General features: G+C 65.6%; 17 protein-coding genes. 15 read left to right on the top strand and 2 right to left on the bottom strand.

The genetic code is table 11. The features are described 5' to 3' along the window. Positions 1–18: 18 nt before the first annotated feature. The 3 genes from BJ928_RS20970 to BJ928_RS20960 all read left to right on the top strand — a co-directional run bounded on the left by BJ928_RS20970 (position 19) and on the right by BJ928_RS20960 (position 2,970). Positions 19–2,004 carry a conjugal transfer protein TraG gene (locus BJ928_RS20970; protein ID WP_047630864.1) on the top strand — a complete coding sequence of 662 codons (1,986 nt, stop codon included), beginning with the start codon at positions 19–21 and terminating at the stop codon, positions 2,002–2,004. 9 nt (positions 2,005–2,013) lie between these two features. Further along, positions 2,014–2,448 carry a hypothetical protein gene (locus BJ928_RS20965; protein WP_047630866.1) on the top strand — a complete coding sequence of 145 codons (435 nt, stop codon included), beginning with the start codon at positions 2,014–2,016 and terminating at the stop codon, positions 2,446–2,448. 123 nt (positions 2,449–2,571) lie between these two features. After that, on the top strand, positions 2,572–2,970 hold the full coding sequence (locus BJ928_RS20960) for a hypothetical protein (RefSeq protein WP_245432443.1): 399 nt from the start codon (positions 2,572–2,574) through the stop codon (positions 2,968–2,970). A 156-nt stretch (positions 2,971–3,126) separates the two neighbouring features. On the opposite strand, the gene BJ928_RS20955 is transcribed toward BJ928_RS20960, so the two are convergent. After that, a complete protein-coding gene (locus BJ928_RS20955) occupies positions 3,127–4,266 on the bottom strand; it encodes an NAD(P)/FAD-dependent oxidoreductase (RefSeq protein WP_047630870.1) in 1,140 nt (379 codons plus the stop codon). Positions 4,267–4,346: 80 nt separating this feature from the next. Here BJ928_RS20955 and BJ928_RS20950 point away from each other — a divergent pair, with 80 nt between their 5' ends. Further along, positions 4,347–5,027, top strand: coding sequence for a TetR family transcriptional regulator (locus tag BJ928_RS20950; RefSeq protein ID WP_047630872.1), 681 nt, complete (start codon positions 4,347–4,349; stop codon positions 5,025–5,027). Positions 5,028–5,217: 190 nt separating this feature from the next. Here BJ928_RS20950 and BJ928_RS20945 read toward each other — a convergent pair whose 3' ends face one another. Next, complete coding sequence (locus BJ928_RS20945) at positions 5,218–6,606, bottom strand: MFS transporter (RefSeq protein WP_047630874.1); 1,389 nt, start codon at positions 6,604–6,606, stop codon at positions 5,218–5,220. Positions 6,607–6,718: 112 nt separating this feature from the next. Here BJ928_RS20945 and BJ928_RS20940 point away from each other — a divergent pair, with 112 nt between their 5' ends. The 11 genes from BJ928_RS20940 (at position 6,719) to BJ928_RS20890 (ending at position 17,399) form a co-directional block, all read left to right on the top strand. Next, entirely contained in the window at positions 6,719–7,624 is a 906-nt protein-coding gene (locus BJ928_RS20940; protein WP_047630875.1) for a LysR family transcriptional regulator, read from the top strand. Between the two features lie 278 nt (positions 7,625–7,902). Then, positions 7,903–8,886 (top strand): P-type conjugative transfer ATPase TrbB, encoded by a 984-nt coding sequence (gene trbB / locus BJ928_RS20935; protein ID WP_047630876.1) that lies wholly within the window; start codon positions 7,903–7,905, stop codon positions 8,884–8,886. Next, positions 8,883–9,215 carry a TrbC/VirB2 family protein gene (locus BJ928_RS20930; RefSeq protein ID WP_047630877.1) on the top strand — a complete coding sequence of 111 codons (333 nt, stop codon included), beginning with the start codon at positions 8,883–8,885 and terminating at the stop codon, positions 9,213–9,215. Before trbB ends, BJ928_RS20930 begins: the two co-directional genes overlap by 4 nt. Continuing rightward, on the top strand, positions 9,215–9,496 hold the full coding sequence (locus BJ928_RS20925) for a VirB3 family type IV secretion system protein (protein WP_047630878.1): 282 nt from the start codon (positions 9,215–9,217) through the stop codon (positions 9,494–9,496). The genes BJ928_RS20930 and BJ928_RS20925 overlap by 1 nt, the downstream gene beginning before the upstream one ends. 12 nt (positions 9,497–9,508) lie before the next feature. Then, entirely contained in the window at positions 9,509–11,947 is a 2,439-nt protein-coding gene (gene trbE / locus BJ928_RS20920) for a conjugal transfer protein TrbE (RefSeq protein WP_047630880.1), read from the top strand. Further along, positions 11,944–12,705 (top strand): P-type conjugative transfer protein TrbJ, encoded by a 762-nt coding sequence (trbJ, locus tag BJ928_RS20915; protein ID WP_047630881.1) that lies wholly within the window; start codon positions 11,944–11,946, stop codon positions 12,703–12,705. The genes trbE and trbJ overlap by 4 nt, the downstream gene beginning before the upstream one ends. Positions 12,706–12,715: 10 nt before the next feature. Beyond that, a complete protein-coding gene (gene trbK-alt, locus BJ928_RS20910) occupies positions 12,716–13,078 on the top strand; it encodes a putative entry exclusion protein TrbK-alt (protein WP_047630883.1) in 363 nt (120 codons plus the stop codon). Positions 13,079–13,082: 4 nt separating this feature from the next. Further along, a complete protein-coding gene (gene trbL, locus BJ928_RS20905; RefSeq protein ID WP_047630884.1) occupies positions 13,083–14,447 on the top strand; it encodes a P-type conjugative transfer protein TrbL in 1,365 nt (454 codons plus the stop codon). Next, a complete protein-coding gene (gene trbF, locus BJ928_RS20900; RefSeq protein WP_047630886.1) occupies positions 14,447–15,130 on the top strand; it encodes a conjugal transfer protein TrbF in 684 nt (227 codons plus the stop codon). Before trbL ends, trbF begins: the two co-directional genes overlap by 1 nt. Further along, positions 15,127–16,176, top strand: a complete 1,050-nt coding sequence (gene trbG / locus BJ928_RS20895; RefSeq protein ID WP_047630888.1) for a P-type conjugative transfer protein TrbG — start codon at positions 15,127–15,129, stop codon at positions 16,174–16,176. The genes trbF and trbG overlap by 4 nt, the downstream gene beginning before the upstream one ends. Further along, positions 16,173–17,399 carry a TrbI/VirB10 family protein gene (locus BJ928_RS20890; RefSeq protein WP_047630890.1) on the top strand — a complete coding sequence of 409 codons (1,227 nt, stop codon included), beginning with the start codon at positions 16,173–16,175 and terminating at the stop codon, positions 17,397–17,399. Before trbG ends, BJ928_RS20890 begins: the two co-directional genes overlap by 4 nt. Position 17,400 lies beyond the last annotated feature (1 nt).

The raw sequence follows: 17,400 nt of genomic DNA, 5'->3' as shown, positions 1-17,400 counted from the left end.
ATCAAGAAAGGAACCGCCATGTCGGCGACCAAAATCCTCTGGGGGCAAATCCTTACCGTCTTCATGATCGTGCTGATGACGACCTGGTCAGCGACGCAATGGACCGCGTGGCGTCTCGGCTTCCAGGCGCAGCTCGGGCCGCCATGGTTCGATCTGGCTGGCTGGCCAATCTACTATCCATGGTCCTTCTTCCCGTGGTGGTACTTCTACGACGCCTATGCCCCGCCGATCTTCGTTGAGGGCGCCTATATCGCCGCGTCTGGCGGCTTCATCTCCATCGCAGTCGCGATCGGCATGTCGGTCTGGCGGGCCCGCGAGGCGAAGAACGTCGAGACCTATGGCTCGGCGCGCTGGGCGCGACCTGACGAAGTGCAGGCCGCCGGCCTGCTCGGCGACGACGGCGTCGTGCTCGGCAAGCTCGATCGCGACTATCTTCGCCACGACGGTCCGGAGCATGTGCTGTGCTTCGCGCCGACCCGCTCCGGCAAGGGCGTGGGGCTCGTCGTGCCCTCGCTCCTGACCTGGCCGGGCTCGGCAATCGTCCACGACATCAAGGGCGAGAACTGGACGCTGACGGCAGGCTTCCGCTCGCGGCATGGCCGTGTCCTGCTGTTCGATCCGACCAATCCGAAGTCCGCCGCCTACAATCCGCTGCTGGAGGTCCGGAAAGGGGAATGGGAGGTCCGCGACGTGCAAAACATCGCCGACATCCTGGTCGACCCGGAAGGCTCGCTCGAGAAACGCAATCACTGGGAGAAAACGAGCCACGCACTGCTGGTCGGCGCCATTCTGCACGTTCTTTATGCCGAGGCCGACAAGACGCTCGCCGGCGTCGCCGCCTTCCTCTCTGATCCGAAGCGCCCGATCGAGTCGACGCTGGCGGCGATGATGAAGACCGCGCACCTCGGCGAAGCCGGGCCGCATCCCGTCATCGCCAGCGCCGCGCGCGAGCTGTTGAACAAATCGGACAACGAGCGCAGCGGCGTGCTCTCGACTGCGATGTCGTTCCTCGGCCTCTATCGCGATCCCGTCGTAGCCGAAGTGACGCGGCGCTGCGACTGGCGCATCGCCGACATCGTCGGCGCCAAGCATCCGACGACCCTCTACCTCGTCGTGCCGCCCTCCGACATCAACCGCACCAAGCCGCTGATCCGCCTGATCCTCAACCAGATCGGCCGGCGCCTCACCGAGGATCTGCAGGCGAAGGGCGGCCGGCACCGGCTGCTGCTCATGCTCGACGAGTTCCCGGCGCTCGGCCGGCTCGACTTCTTCGAGAGCGCCCTGGCGTTCATGGCCGGCTATGGCCTCAAGAGCTTCCTGATCGCCCAGTCGCTGAACCAGATCGAGAAGGCCTATGGGCCCAACAATTCGATCCTCGACAACTGCCATGTCCGCGTCAGCTTCGCCACCAATGATGAGCGGACGGCCAAGCGCGTGTCGGACGCGCTGGGCACCGCGACCGAGATGCGGGCGATGAAGAACTATGCCGGGCACCGGCTCTCGCCCTGGCTCGGCCACATGATGGTGTCGCGGTCCGAGACGGCCCGCCAGCTGCTCACCCCCGGCGAGATCATGCAGCTTCCGCCGTCCGACGAGATCGTCATGGTCGCGGGCACGCCGCCGATCCGCGCGAAGAAGGCGCGCTACTATGAGGATCGCCGTTTCCAGGAGCGGATCCTGCCGCCCCCTGCGCATGCCAAACCGAAGCAAGCGTCGACCGACGACTGGAGCAATCTGGCCCTGCCGCCCACGCCCGAGATTCTGACCGTGCCGCCGGCAGCCAGCCCCGATGATGAGGACACCACCGAATCCGAGCGCCGCCGCCAGCCCGAGCTGAACCGGGTGCAGCCGATCGAGAAGAAGGCGCCTATCGAGAACGAGTTCGAGATCGACCCGGCGGACGATGCCGATGACGACGCCGCACGCCTCAGCCGCATGAACCAGACCATGCGGCAGGTCGCGCGTCAGGCCTCGCTCGATCCCGGCGACGGCATCGAGCTGTAAGAGGCGGTCATGACGAAATCACCGAAGAAGCAGCGGCTCTCCGTCTATCTCGAGCCCGAGATCATGAAGGCCCTTTCGGCACATGCCGTGCGGCGCGGCCATTCGCTGTCGCTGGTTGCCGAAGCCGGCATCGCCTCCTTCCTCTCGCCCGACGCGGCCGAGCGTCAGGAGGCGGCCATCACCAAGCGGCTCGACCAGATCGATCGGCGCATGACCCGCATGGAGCGCGACGTCGGCATCGCCGTTGAAACGCTAGCGATCTTCGTGCGCTTTTGGCTTCAAACGACGCCGGCCTTGCCGGAGCCTGCGGCTCAAGCGGCTCGGGCGAAGGCTGCAGAACGCTACGAGGCGTTCGTCACTGCGCTTGGCCGCCGGCTCGCAAACGGGCCGAAGCTGCGGCAGGAGATTTCCGAGGACGTGGACCCTTCTCGCGACGTGGAATAGAGCTTAGCAGCCCCAGCCTTGTTGCTGCCGCCTTGAGGATCTACCACGTGACGAGTAGCTGCTGCTGAGGATCTTATGCGCCCCCCGTCTTTGCTCCACGGCCTTGCCCTCGCAGTTGCATTCATGCCGGGCCTGATCAGTTGCGCGTCAGCAGAGAACGCTACCACCGGCGCGGCAGCGCTCGCCCGACCGAACGTGGTCATGGCGGCGGATCCGCCGCCGCCGTTCACCTATTGGGCGCCTGAGAACTCGACAATCCGCAACCACCCCCGGCAGCCCGGTATCTGGATTGCGGAATCTCCCGGCGGCGGGCGCAAGTACTATTTCGGCGACCAATGCCGTGCGTCGGAATTTCAACGCTTCGTCGGAAAGCCCCTCGATCGACTTCCAGCGAAACCAGCAGATGCGACATGGCGGCTGACCTGTTCGACCTGCGCGGCAACCTCCGATCTGGGCTGGACGCGGATGAACGTCACGTACGACGAGAAAACCAGAACAATCGCCGAGATCGCCTGCGGTTAGGACCGGTATCGTTCGGCTTGTTTTAACAAGCACTCCGCCCGGCCGATCGTTCGAACCCGGAACGCTGCGGCCCAAACGAGCGGATGGCCGCCGCCGAGATCGTAGCGGAGGGAGACACCCAGACACGCTCGGCGAAATCGGTTAGTGTCGCACAGCTCATTCGCGATTGCCTTGAAGCGCACTGGTGAAGAAGTCGACGAGGCCGAAAGGTGCCCGCTCACCAAGCAAGAGTGTAAGCATCTGGTGCGCGTCCGCCGCGGCCGATTGGCTGCGCGGGAACATCGGCGTTTCGTAGGCGGCGAGCGCCGCCTCGCTATTATCAGGATGCGCCGCGATTGCTGCTGCTAATTCGGCGCCGTCGAGCATCGCCAGATTGGCGCCTTCGCCGGCGGGCGGCGCAAGGTGCGCAGCGTCCCCGAGAAGCGTCACCCCCGGTATGCGGTCCCATTGATGTTCGGGCGGGAGGATGTGGAGCATGCGCAAGACCGGCGGGGTGTCGCCGTCGGTGATGAGCGCGGTGAGCGCCGGCGCCCATTCTTCGAACTCGGCCGCGATCTTCGTCGTTGCGGCGGCAGCATCGCCAAAGTCGATCGCAGAAAACCACGCGGCTGGGCGGCTCAGCGCGATGTACGCGTGAAGAATGTCTCCGGCCTCGCGGTGGGCGAAAATCCCCTGTCCTGGCGCAGGCGCGAACATCCCGCCGGCGCCGACCGCTTCGGCCGCCGCAGCGTGACGCACGTTGGCATCGTACAAATAGGTCTCGACGAACGCCGTGCCGACATATTCGGGCTCTTCCCGGGACAGCAGAGGCCTGACCTTCGACCAGGCCCCGTCGGCACCAACCAGAAGATCGCTGGTGACGGTCGAATCGTCAGTGAAGGTCAGTGCGTGCTGGCCGTCGCCCAGTGCTGCGACGCTGTTGAGCTTCTTTCCCCAGCGGATCGTACCCGGCGGCAAGGAGTCGACGAGGATGCGCCGAAGGTCGCCCCGAAGGACCTCTGGTCGCCCGCCCGTTCCATCATCGGGCTCCTCAAGCAGAACTCTGCCATGGCGGTCCAGCACACGCGAAGCCTCACCGCCCTCGTGGATGATTGCGCGGAACTCGTCCATGAGCCCGGCCGCTGCGAGCGCGGCCTGCCCGTCGTGTTCGTGGATATCGAGTTGGCCGCCTTGCGTACGCGCTTCCGCCGAGGGTTCGGCCTCGTAAATCGTCGCGGGGATGCCTTGGAGATGCAGGACACGCGCGAGGACAAGGCCGCCAAGGCCCGCACCGACAATAGTCACCGGGGTTATCATGAGGCTCCCTTGAATCGAATGGAACAACGTTCCATTCCTATCCATTGGAACATTGTTCCAATTGTGTCAAGCTCAGCGTCATGGCGAGCAGGATTCGAACCGAACGGCGTAGGGACGCGCTCTCGAAGGCACGGGTCGTTGAGGCCGCAATCGATATCCTCGACCGCGTGGGTGAGGACGGCCTCACGTTTCGCGCGCTCGCGGCGCATCTGGCCACCGGCAGCGGAGCGATCTACTGGCATGTCACCGACAAGAACGATCTGCTCGCGGCCGCCACGGACCATGTGATCGCGCGCGTCATGGCCGATGCGGTGGGAGGATCGACGCCGCAGGACGTGATCCGCACGATGGCGCTCGGCGTGTTCGACACCATCCACGCTCATCCCTGGGTGGGGGGGCAGCTTTCCCGCAATCCGTGGCAACATGCGGTCCTGAGAATGATGGAGGGCATCGGCGGTCAGGTTCAGGCGCTCGGCGTCCCCGAGCAAGCGCAATTCAATTCCGTCACCGCCCTCCTGAGTTTCGTCCTCGGCCTTGCCGGCCAGTACGCTGCAGGCGCCCGCCGCTTTCCGCACGGCACAGACAGAGTGGAGGTCCGCAAGGCGGTCCTTCAAACTGTCGCAGCGAAATGGATGGAACTCGATCCGGCAGCACATCCTTTCGTGCGACAGGTCGCCGAGGTGCTGCCCGAGCACGATGACCGCGAGCAATTTCTTGCCGGCATCGATCTTATTCTGGCCGGCATGGAAAGCATCCGATAGGCTTCTCCGGCAAGCAGCGATCAGAATGTCTTGAGTGCTTCAGTCGCCTGTAGCGGCGACAATGAGCCCGTCTTCATTGTTCGCTTTTCGCTACTCTGCCCAGCGAGATCTGTGACATGGCAATGAGCCGCTCGCGCCTTACCAGCAGATAATGCCTCTATCGCCCGCAATGGCCCCTTTGTTCGCTTCTTCAAGCCCTCGCGTGAATCAAAACGGCACCAACCAATAGGACGCCTGCAGACAACGCGAAGATGACCACGCCCCCGGCCTGGATATTTGCTGGGCCTCCAGCAACAAGGGAACCAAAAAGAGCAATGCCAACAGCCCCGCCGACCTGCCGCGCTGTGGTCAATACCCCCGAAGCGGTGCCGGATTGGCGTCTCTCGACCTTGGCCAGTGCTGCCGACATCATGGCTGGCGCGGCCATGCCCGTCCCGATCGAAATCAGACAGAGTCCGACGGCCAGGATCGGAAACGACGCGACTGGCCCAAGACCAGCTACAAGCAACACGATGTTGCCCGCGGCGGCGACCGTCATGCCCACGACCATTGGAGGGCGAAATCCGAACCTCGTCCCGATTTTGCCTCCTGCAAGATTCGCGAACATGATGACGGCGGTCAGCGGCATGAAAGCCAGGCCCGTCATGGCCGGGGAATAACCCCGGCTTTCCTGGAAATAGAGGCTCAGCACGAACACCAGCCCGAAGAAGGTCAGGCTGATGACCGTCCCAACATAGGCGGCGGATGCGAAGCCGGGGACACTGAACAGGTCGAGTTGCAGCATTGGCTCGCAAACCGTCGCCTCGAATTTAAAGAAGGCCACTCCAACAGCGATGGCGAGACCGAATCCGGCTAGCACATAGGGCTCTGTCCACCCGAACCTGCCCGCCTCGATGACCGAGCCCGTCAGGATGAACAAGCAAATGGCGGCCAGGAGAAGCCCGACGAAATCGAACCGGCCATCATTCTCGGCGCTCGTTTCCGAAACCTTGGCGTAGGTCCAGAGAAGGCCGAGAGCACATAGTGGCAGGTTCAACAGGAAGATCGGACGCCAACCGAACGACGAAATGAGAAATCCTCCGATGACTGGTCCGGCTGCGACCGCCAGCGCTCCGGATGCGCTCCACCACCCGATCAGGCTGATCCGCGTCTTTTCGTCATTCTCGCTCGCATGCGCGATAAGAGCGAGCGAGCTCGGCAGAATGAACGCGGCACCAATCCCCTGAACCGCACGTGCGGTGATCAGCATCGCTGCCGAAGACGCGAGACCGCAGGCGAGAGACGCACCCCCAAATAGCGCGAGACCAATCAGGAATATCCGCCGGCTGCCAAACCGATCTCCCGCCACGCCGGCCGTGAGCAGAAGCGTCGCAAATGCGAGGGAATAGGCGTCGATGATCCACTGTAGCGCCGACGTTCCCGCGGAAAACTCCCGCGCGATCTGAGGCAATGCGACATTGGCCACGGTGATGTCGAGTTGTACGATCACGAAGCCAATGCTGGTGGTGATGAGTGTCCAGCCGACCGGTCCCTTGAGGCGACCTCCCCGGCTCGCCGTCTCAGGGGCAAGGCCAGTCATTCTGTTTCCTTCGAACGAACTCCAGATCGCTTGAAGATGGGAAAAAGGATTGAATAGTTAAACGCCGTTATCCATATATGCCCTATAAAGCCTTACTTTGTAATCGGACCCGATGCCACGTCGCGACACCTTCGATGGCCTATCCGTTTTTCTCGCTGTCGCCGAGCGAGGTAATTTCCGCGCGGCCTCGGAAGTACTCGGCGTGACTCCCGCAGCGGTCGGCCAGGCGATCCAGGCCCTGGAACGCCGTCTCGGGCTACCCCTGTTTCATCGCACGACGCGAAAGGTGAGCCTGACCGAGGCCGGCGCTATGCTGCTCGCCAAGCTGCGGCCGGCCGCCAGCGAGATCGAACGAACGCTTGCCGACCTTGACCGATTGCGCGCGCAGCCATCGGGCCTGCTTCGCCTATGCGTTCATCGGCTCGCCTTGCCGTTCGTCATTGAGCCACTTCTTCCGGCATTTCGCCGGACCTATCCGGAAGTGCATGTCGAGATTGGCGTGGAGGACGCCGATATCGATGTGATCTCGGGCGGCTTCGACGCCGGAATCCGCATCGCCGAGTATATCGAGAAGGACATGATTGCGGTCAGCGTGTCGCCACCGTTCCGTTGGTTGGTCCTGGGCGCCCCTTCCTATTTTGCTACCCACGGCAGCCCGGAAACGCCGGACGATCTGACAAGGCACGAATGCATTCGCTTCCGCTTTCCCAGATCTCGATCGCTATACGACTGGGAGTTCGTCTGCAGTGGTCGGCCGGTCTCCATTCGCCCATCAGGCGGTACAATTGTAAACGACAGCAGCCTACTCCGATCTCTCGCTGCTCAAGGAATGGGGCTGATCTATACATCCGATCGGGCTGCGGCCGCGGAACTCGAATCTGGGCAACTCGCGCCATGTTTGGAGAATTTCGCGCCGCCACCCGACAGGCTCTATCTCTATTTTCCGGAACACAGCGCGACGCAGCCCAAACTCCGTGCCTTTATCGATATGGCGAAAACCCGACTTCCGCGCCGCTGATTACTTGCCTCCAGCAAATGCAGCTTGTCGCGGTCGCGCATCAACGGCCACCCTCTTGCAGCCAGACAGAGACGGCTAATCTCCCCACTGGTCGCCCTCAACGTGGAATGCTCTCTTGGAGCCCACGCAAGTAATTGCAAACTTCGCCGTTTCCCTGTCTTTGTACGCCACAGTACGACGACCGCATTCTGGTTGTTGTCAGGCCATGATTTCTGCCTCTTCTACTCAACCCCGATCCAGGGCCGCACTTCGCGGGCCCGCACGAGAACGGGGACGACGTGGCGGCCACTCACCAGAAATCGGAGGCGATCCTTCGCGGCGCGCGCATGCTGCGCACCGCCCTCGGGCCTGCGATCGCCCAGTTTCTGGAAGACCCAGCGATCGTCGAGGTGATGCTCAACCCGGATGGGCGGCTCTGGATCGACCGACTCTCGGAAGGACTGTCCGATACCGGTGAGCGTCTCTCGCCGGCCGACGGCGAGCGCATCGTGCGCCTGGTCGCTCACCATGTCGGCGCCGAGGTTCATCCCGGCGCGCCACGGGTGTCGGCCGAGCTGCCCGAAACGGGAGAGCGGTTCGAAGGGCTGTTGCCTCCTGTCGTCGCCGCGCCGGCCTTCGCGATCCGAAAGCCGGCCGTCGCCGTCTTCACGCTCGACGACTACGTGTGGACCGGCGTCATGACCGCCGAACAGGCAGAGGCGCTGAAGATCGCCGTTGCCGACCGTCGCAACATCCTCGTCGCCGGCGGCACCTCGACCGGCAAGACCACCCTCACCAACGCGCTGCTCGCCGAGGTGTCGAAAACCGCCGACCGCGTGGTGCTGATCGAGGACACCCGCGAGCTGCAATGCACGGCGCCGAACCTCGTTGCCATGCGGACGAAAGACGGCGTCGTCTCGCTCTCTGATCTCGTCCGGTCCTCGCTGCGCCTGCGCCCTGATCGCATCCCAATCGGCGAGGTACGCGGCGCTGAAGCGCTCGATCTGCTCAAGGCCTGGGGCACGGGTCACCCCGGTGGCATCGGCACCATTCATGCGGGCACCGCCATCGGCGCGCTGCGCCGCCTCGAGCAGCTGATCCAGGAAGCCGTCGTCACCGTCCCGCGCGCCCTGATCGCCGAGACGATCGACCTCGTTGCCGTGCTCTCAGGCCGCGGCGCCTCGCGCCGACTCGCCGAACTCGCCCGTGTCGAGGGGCTCGGCCCCGACGGCGACTACCGCGTCATCCCCGCTTGTCCGCCCCCCACAGGAGATCCGTCATGATCCACCGCCCCATGCCTATCCGCCGTCATATCGCGACGGCGGCATCCATCACCTTACTCAGCCTGGCGCTAGCGCCGGCGGCCCACGCTTCCGGTTCGTCGATGCCCTGGGAGCAGCCGCTGCAGCAGATCCTTCAGTCCATCGAAGGGCCGGTCGCCAAGATCATTGCCGTGATCATAATCATCGTCACCGGCCTGACGCTCGCCTTCGGCGACACGTCGGGCGGCTTCCGGCGCCTCATTCAGATCGTCTTCGGTCTGTCGATCGCCTTCGCCGCGTCCAGTTTCTTCCTGTCGTTCTTCTCCTTCGGCGGCGGAGCGCTGGTCTGATGACGACGTCGGCCGAGACCGCAGTCGACGTGCCGGGCTTCTCGGTCCCGGTCCATCGCGCACTGACCGAGCACATCCTGCTCGGCGGTGCGCCGCGCTCGATCGCCATCCTGAACGGGACGCTGGCGGCGGCTCTCGGCCTCGGCCTGCGCCTCTGGCTGGTCGGCCTCGGGCTCTGGGCCATCGGGCACTTCGCCGCCGTCTGGGCCGCCAAGCGCGATCCGCAGTTCGTCGACGTCGTACGCAGGCATCTGCGCATTCCCGGCCATCTCTCGGTCTGAGGGCGCGCGGCCATGATGAACCTCGCCGAATATCGCAACCGCAACACCCGGCTCGCCGACTTCCTACCTTGGGTCGCGCTGGTCGGTGAAGGCGTCGTCCTCAACAAGGACGGTAGCCTGCAGCGCACCGCCCGCTTCCGCGGCCCGGACCTCGACAGCGCCGTGCCGGCCGAGTTGATCGCGGTCGCCGGACGGCTCAACAACGCCTTCCGCCGTCTCGGCTCCGGCTGGGCGATCTTCGTCGAGGCGCAGCGGCACGGCGCCGCCACCTATCCCGCCAGCATGTTCGCCGACAGCGCCTCCGCGCTTGTCGACGCCGAACGCAAAGCGGATTTCGAGGAAGCCGGCGCTCATTTCGAGTCCAGCTACTTCCTGACCTTCCTCTATCTGCCGCCGGCCGAGGACGCCGCACGCGCCGAGACCTGGCTCTACGAGGGCCGCGATCACGCCGGCGTCGATGCGCACGAGATCCTGCGCGGCTTCACCGATCGCACCGATCGCATCCTCCAGCTTATCGAGGCCTTCATGCCGGAATGCGCCTGGCTCGATGACGCCGAGACGCTGACCTTCCTGCACTCGACAGTCTCGACGAAACGCCATCGCGTCCGCGTGCCCGAGACGCCGATCTATCTCGACGCGCTGCTCGCCGACCAGCCGCTGACCGGCGGCCTCGAGCCACGCCTCGGCGACACGCACCTACGCATCCTCAGCGTCGTTGGCTTTCCGACCGCGACCACGCCCGGCATTCTCGACGAACTCAATCGCCTCCCCTTTCCCTATCGCTGGTCGACCAGGGCCGTTCTGCTCGATAAGACCGACGCCACCAAGCTGCTGACCAAGATCCGGCGGCAATGGTTCGCCAAGCGCAAGTCGATCGCCGCCATCCTGAAGGAGGTGATGACCAACGAGGCCAGCGTGCTGGTCGATACCGACGCCGCCAATAAGGCCGCGGACGCCGACATGGCCCTGCAGGAGCTCGGCGCGGACTATGCCGGTCAGGCCTATGTGACGGCGACGATCACTGTCTGGGACGACGATCCGCGCATTGCCGCCGAGAAGCTGCGCCTCGTCGAAAAGGTCATTCAGGGTCGCGACTTCACCGCGATGCCGGAGACCATCAACGCCGTGGACGCCTGGCTCGGCAGTCTACCGGGCCACGCCTACGCCAATGTACGGCAACCACCCATCAACACGCTCAATCTCGCCCACATGATCCCGCTGTCGGCGGTATGGGCGGGACCGGAACGGGACGAGCATTTGGCAGGGCCCCCACTGCTCTTCGGTAAAACCGAGGGCTCGACCCCGTTCCGGCTTTCCATCCATGTCGGCGACGTCGGCCACACGCTGGTCGTCGGCCCGACCGGTGCGGGCAAGTCGGTGCTGCTGGCGCTGATGGCGCTGCAGTTCCGCCGATACGAACGATCGCAAGTGTTCGCCTTCGATTTCGGTGGCTCGATCCGGGCCGCGGCCCTCGCCATGCGCGGCGACTGGCATGATCTCGGCGGCGGACTAACCGAAGGCGCCGACGACAGCGTGTCGCTCCAGCCGCTCGCCCGGATCGACGACGTCGCCGAGCGTGCCTGGGCAGCGGACTGGCTGACCGCGATGCTTGCGCGTGAAAGCGTCACCATCACCCCTGAAGTGAAGGAGCATGTCTGGTCGACACTGTCCTCACTGGCGTCCGCGCCGATCGGCGAGCGCACGCTGACGGGCCTATCGGTCCTGCTCCAGTCCAACGACCTGAAGCAGGCGCTGCGGCCCTATTGCGTCGGCGGGCCCTATGGGCGCCTGCTCGACGCCGAATCCGAGCATCTCGGCGCAGCCTCCGTCCTGGCGTTCGAGACCGAGGGGCTGATCGGGACCGGCGCCGCCGCGGCCGTGCTCGCCTATCTCTTCCACCGCATCGAGGACCGGCTCGACGGCCGGCCCACGCTGCTGATCGTCGATGAAGGGTGGCTCGCCCTTGACGATGAAGGCTTTGCGGGGCAGCTCCGCGAATGGCTGAAGACGCTGCGCAAGAAGAACGCCAGCGTCATCTTCGCCACTCAATCGCTCTCCGACATCGACGGCTCGGCGATCGCGCCGGCGATCATCGAGAGCTGCCTCACGCGCATCCTGTTGCCGAACGAGCGCGCGATCGAGCCGCAGATCACGGCGATCTATCGGCGCTTCGGCCTCAACGACCGCCAGATCGAGATCCTCGCCCGGGCGATGCCCAAGCGCGACTATTACTGCCAGTCGCGCCGCGGCAATCGCTTGTTCGAGCTCGGCCTGTCGGATGTGGCGCTCGCCCTCTGCGCAACATCCTCAAAGACCGATCAGGCTGCGATCGCGCAGACAATTGCAGCGCACGGGCGCGAGGATTTCCTGGCAGCCTGGCTGCGCCATCGCGGCGTCGATTGGGCCGCCGAGCTCATTCCAAACCTCACCAATCTGGAGAAGACACTATGAATCGGTCCCGTTCACGCGCCGTGCGGCTCGCCGCCGCGCTTCTTCTTCCATCGATCGCGCTCGCTCCGATGCTGGCCACACCGGCTCACGCGATCATCGTCTACGACCCCACGAACTATGCGCAAAACGTCCTCCAGGCCGCCCGCGCGCTGCAGCAGATCAATAACCAGATCACCTCGTTGCAGAACCAGGCGACGATGCTGATCAACCAGGCGCGCAACCTCGCAAGCCTGCCCTACTCCTCGCTTCAGCAGCTCCAGCAATCGGTACAGCGCACCCAGCAGCTTCTGAGCCAGGCGCAAGGCATCGCCTACAACGTCCAGAACATCGATCAGGCGTTCCGTACGACCTACGGAAACGCCTCGATGACTGCCTCCGAACAACAGCTCGTCTCGCAGGCGCGCGAGCGCTGGCAGAACACGGTTGGCGGGCTTCAGGATGCGATGCGCGTCCAGGCCGGCGTCGTTGGCAACATCGACACCAATCGCGCCCAAATGTCGGCGCTGGTCGGCCAGAGCCAGGGCGCGACCGGCGCGCTGCAGGCGACACAGGCTGGCAATCAACTCCTCGCGCTGCAGGCACAGCAGCTCGCCGATCTGACCGCCGTCGTCGCCGCCAACGGCCGCGCGCAGGCGCTCGCCGACGCCGAACGCTCCGCCGCCGCCGAACAGGGGCGTGAGCAGCGCCGTCGCTTCCTAACGCCGGGCTCCGGCTATCAGCCCGGCAACGCCCGCATGTTCCAGAACAGCGGCAATTGAGGGCGCGGCGATGGACGGCAAGATGTTCGCCCGTCTCGGGGCCGTCGTGTTCGTCGCGGTTGCAATCACCGCGACCGCGATCGAGATGACCCGGAAAGAGGAGCCTGCGGAAAGCTGGGCGAGCTCTCGGCCGAACACGACCCCGCCCGACCCGCTGCGCGATGAACTCTTCCGCTGCCAGGCACTCGGCGAGGCCGGACCGCGCGATCCAGCCTGCCTGCGCGCTTGGGCGGAGAACCGCCGCCGCTTCCTCGCCCCCGACGCTCGCCCCGCCGAACGCCTGCCGGACCCCGCGCCGGCTCCGCATCCGCCAGCGGAAGCAGCGGTCCCCGCGGAGTCAGCTCCGGTATCGCCACCGACCGGGACGCGATAGCATCATGGGCAACACCGGCGTCATCGACCATTTCCTCGAGGTCTTCACCCGCTACATCGATTCCGGCTTCGGCCTGCTGAGCGGCGAAGTCGCGTTCATCGCCACAACGCTGATCGTGATCGATGTGACGCTGGCCGCGCTGTTCTGGTCTTGGGGCGCGGACGACGACATCATCGCGCGGCTGGTGAAGAAGACGCTGTTCGTCGGGGTGTTCGCCTACATCATCGGCAACTGGAACAATCTCGCCCGCATCGTCTTCGAAAGCTTTGCCGGCCTCGGTCTAAAGGCCAGCGGCACCGGCTTCTCGACGGCTGACCTGCTTCGCCCCGGCAAGGTGGCGCAGACCGGCCTCGACGCTGGCCGCCCGCTCCTGGACTCGATCTCCGGCCTGATGGGCTACTGGTCGTTCTTCGAGAACTTCATCCAGATCGCCTGCATGTTCTTCGCCTGGGCGCTGGTGCTGCTCGCCTTCTTCATCCTCGCCATCCAGCTCTTCGTCACGCTCATCGAATTCAAGCTGACGACGCTCGCCGGCTTCGTGCTGATCCCGTTCGGGCTGTTCGGCAAATCCGCCTTCATGGCCGAGCGCGTACTCGGCAACGTCATCTCGTCCGGCATCAAGGTGCTCGTGCTCGCCGTCATCATCGGCATCGGCTCGACGCTGTTCTCCGAATTCACCGCCGGCTTCGGTGGCGCGACGCCGTCGATCGATGAAGCCATGGCGATCGTCCTCGCCGCTCTCTCCCTCCTCGGCCTCGGCATCTTCGGCCCCGGCATTGCCAACGGCATCGTCTCCGGTGGCCCGCAGCTCAGCGCCGGCGCGGCCGTCGGCACGGGGATGGCGGCAGGCGGCATGGTCGCCGCCGGCGTCGGAGCCGTTGGCGCGGTCGCGTCCGGCGGCGCCGCACTTGCCGGTGGCGCTGCCGCTGCTGCCCGCGGCGGTGCGGCGATGGCGGGCGGAGCCTCCACCGCATACAGCCTCGGCGCAGCCGGGCAGTCGGGCGCGGCTGGCGTCGCGTCGGGCCTTGGAGGCGTCGCCCGCGCGGGCGGTAGCGCTGCTATCTCGCCGCTCCGTCGCGCCGCCTCGCGCGCTGCCGAGAGCATGCAATCGAGCTTCGAAGCCGGCGGCAAGGCCGCGTTCGAAGCGACGGGCGGCTCTTCGACGATGGCCTCGGCCGGCGGCGAGGCGGCCGCAGACGACGCCGGCGCACCCAATCCCGCGCCGGCCGGCGGACCGCCCGAATGGGCGAAGCGCATGCGCCGCACGCAACGCATGACCCACGCCGTCCAGGCCACCGCGCACGCTGTCCGGTCCGGTGACGCTCACGGCGGCGGCTCCTCCGTCAATCTCTCCGAAGGCGACCGCTGATGTTCAAACGACCCTCCACCCACTATGGCAAAGCCCCCGAACCCGAGACGCCCTATCAACGCGCCGCACAGGTCTGGGACGAGCGTATCGGCGCCTCCCGCGTCCAGGCGAAGAACTGGCGGCTGATGGCCTTCGGCTCGCTGATCCTGTCGGCGGGCTTCGCCGCCGCTCTGGTCTGGCAATCGGCGCGCGGCACGATCGTGCCCTGGGTGGTGCAGGTCGACCGGCTCGGCCAGGCGCAGGCGATCGCTCCGGCTGTCGCCGACTACCGCCCTACCGATCCGCAAATCGCCTTCCATCTCGCGCGCTTCATTGAGCAGGTCCGCTCGATCCCGGCCGATGCCATCATCGTGCGGCAAAACTGGCTGCGCGCCTACGACTTCACCACCGACCGCGGGGCGGCGGCACTCAACGACTATGCACGCGCCAACGATCCCTTCACCAAAGTCGGCCGCCAGCAGGTCGCCGTCGAGGTCTCCAGCGTCATCCGCGCCTCCCCGGACAGCTTTCGCGTCGCCTGGATTGAGCGCCGTTACGAGAACGGCCAGCTCTCCACCACCGAGCGCTGGACCGCGATCCTGACGATCGTGATCCTGACGCCGCGCAATGCCGACACCCTGCGGAAGAATCCGCTCGGCATCTACGTCAACGCCATCAACTGGTCACGGGAGCTTGGGCAATGAAGCCGTCTTTCCGTAAAGCCGGAAATCCGGCTTCGCACAATTCCGCCGTCCCGACATTGCGCAGAGGCGCGTTGCCGATTCTGATGCTGGCGACCACGGCGCTCGCCGGCTGCGCCACCACCAATCCGCCGCCGGAAATCTCCTATGACAACGCCGCGCCTGCCGTGCAGACGGTCGACCCGCCGGCGCCGGTCACCGTCGTCGAGGTGCCGCGACCCCTGCCGCTACCCGGACAGATGCAGCGCGTCGAGCGCTCCCGATCGACACCCGAGCCGACCGATCCGACCGCGCGTATCAACCAGGCCAACGCCGCCGCCCGCATGCAGCCAGTGCGCAACGGCTTCATCAACTCGATGCAGGTCTATCCGTTCGTCCAAGGCGCGCTCTATCAGGTCTACACCGCTGTCGGTCAGATCACCGACATCGCGCTGCAGCCGGGCGAGCAGCTTGTCGGCTCCGGACCGGTTGCTGCCGGCGACACGGTACGCTGGATCATCGGCGACACGCAGAGCGGCGCGGGAGCCACCCAACAGGTCCATATCCTGGTCAAGCCGACGCGCCCGGAGCTGATGACCAACCTCGTCATCAACACCAATCTTCGCACCTATCACATGGAGCTGCGCTCGACCGAGCGCACCTACATGGCTTCGGTATCCTGGCAATATCCGCAGGACCAGCTCATCGCGCTGCGCAGGCAAAACCAGGAGGCCCAGGCCGCACAACCGGTCGCCACCGGGATTGATCTCGCCAACATCAACTTCCGCTACGAGGTGACCGGCGACCGCGCGCCCTGGCGTCCACTGCGCGCCTATGATGACGGCCGTCAGGTGTTCATCGAATTCCCGCGCGGGATCGCACAAGGCGAGATGCCGCCGCTGTTCGTGGTCGGGCCCGAGGGCAACACCTCGGAGCTCGTCAACTACCGCGTCCGCGGCAACTACATGGTCGTCGACCGGCTCTTCGCCGCCGCCGAACTGCGCTTCGGCTCCGGTGACCACCAGAAGCGCGTCCGCATCGTGCGAACCGACGGGAGGCCGGCGTCGTGAGCGAGACGGATCCTCGGAAAGAGGAAGAGCCGGATGACGATGCCCGGCCGCTGACCGGCGAGCCGGTCAGCCCCGCGGCGATGCGGCTGCGCGCGGAGCCGCCGCGCGTGACGCGGCTGTCGCGAAAGGTTCTCGCAGGCCTCGGCCTGGTCGCCAGCGTCGGGATCGGCGGCGCCCTCGTCTACGCGCTTCAGACCCGCGATGGCGGCCGGCCGAACGAGGAACTCTATTCGACCGAGAACCGTCCGACTGCGGACGGCATCGCCGGCCTGCCGCGTGACTATTCCGGCGTGCCCCAGCTCGGGCCGCCGCTGCCCGGCGATCTCGGCCGGCCGATGCTCGACGCCCAAAACCGCGGTCAACCCGTGCCGGCGCCTGGCGTCGCCGCCGCCAATCCCGGCCTCAGTGCCGAGGAGCAGCGCAGGCTTCAGGAGTTGGAATCGGCACGAACCGCGCGTCTGTTCGCCGCGACCGAGACCCATACGGCCAACGTGGCGCCAGCGGCGCCAGCCGGTACGGCGCCGTCGCCCATCCCGGACCTCACCACCCTCGGGCTCGCACCGGCGCCAGCGACGCCCACGGCCCAGGATCGTCAGAACGCTTTCCTCAACGCGGCCGCTGATCGCCGCACCGTCGCGCCCGATCGCGTCGCCGCGCCGGCATCGCCCAATATCCTTCAAGCTGGCGCCGTCATCCCAGCCGCGCTGATCACCGGTATCCGGTCCGATCTTCCTGGCCAGATCACCGCGCAGGTGACGGAGAACATCTATGACAGTCCGACCGGCCGCATCCTGCTCGTGCCGCAGGGCACGCGCGTCATCGGCCAATACGACAATAATGTGCAGTTTGGGCAGAGCCGCGTGCTGCTCGTCTGGAATCGGCTGATCTTCCCAAACGGTCGTTCAATCGTGCTGGAGCGCCAACCCGGTGCCGATGCCGAGGGCTATGCCGGCCTGCAAGATGGCGTCGACTATCACTGGTGGGATCTGGCCAAGGCCGCCGGCCTGTCGACGCTCCTCAGCGTCGGCGCCGAGCTCGCCACCAATGACGACGACCGGTTGATCGAGGCGATCCGTAACGGCGGTCAGGACACGATCAATGACGCTGGTCAGCAGATCGTCCGTCGCCAGCTCAACATCGCGCCGACGCTGACGATCCGGCCTGGTTTTCCGGTGCGTGTGATCGTCACCCGCGACCTCGTCCTCGAGCCTTACGGAGGGTAAC

The organism is Rhizobium sp. WW_1 (assembly GCF_003610155.1).
GTDB classification, from domain to species: domain Bacteria; phylum Pseudomonadota; class Alphaproteobacteria; order Rhizobiales; family Rhizobiaceae; genus Rhizobium; species Rhizobium tropici_A.
Note: the sequence above shows the minus strand (reverse complement) of the source record. Positions and strands in the feature narration are given on the sequence as shown.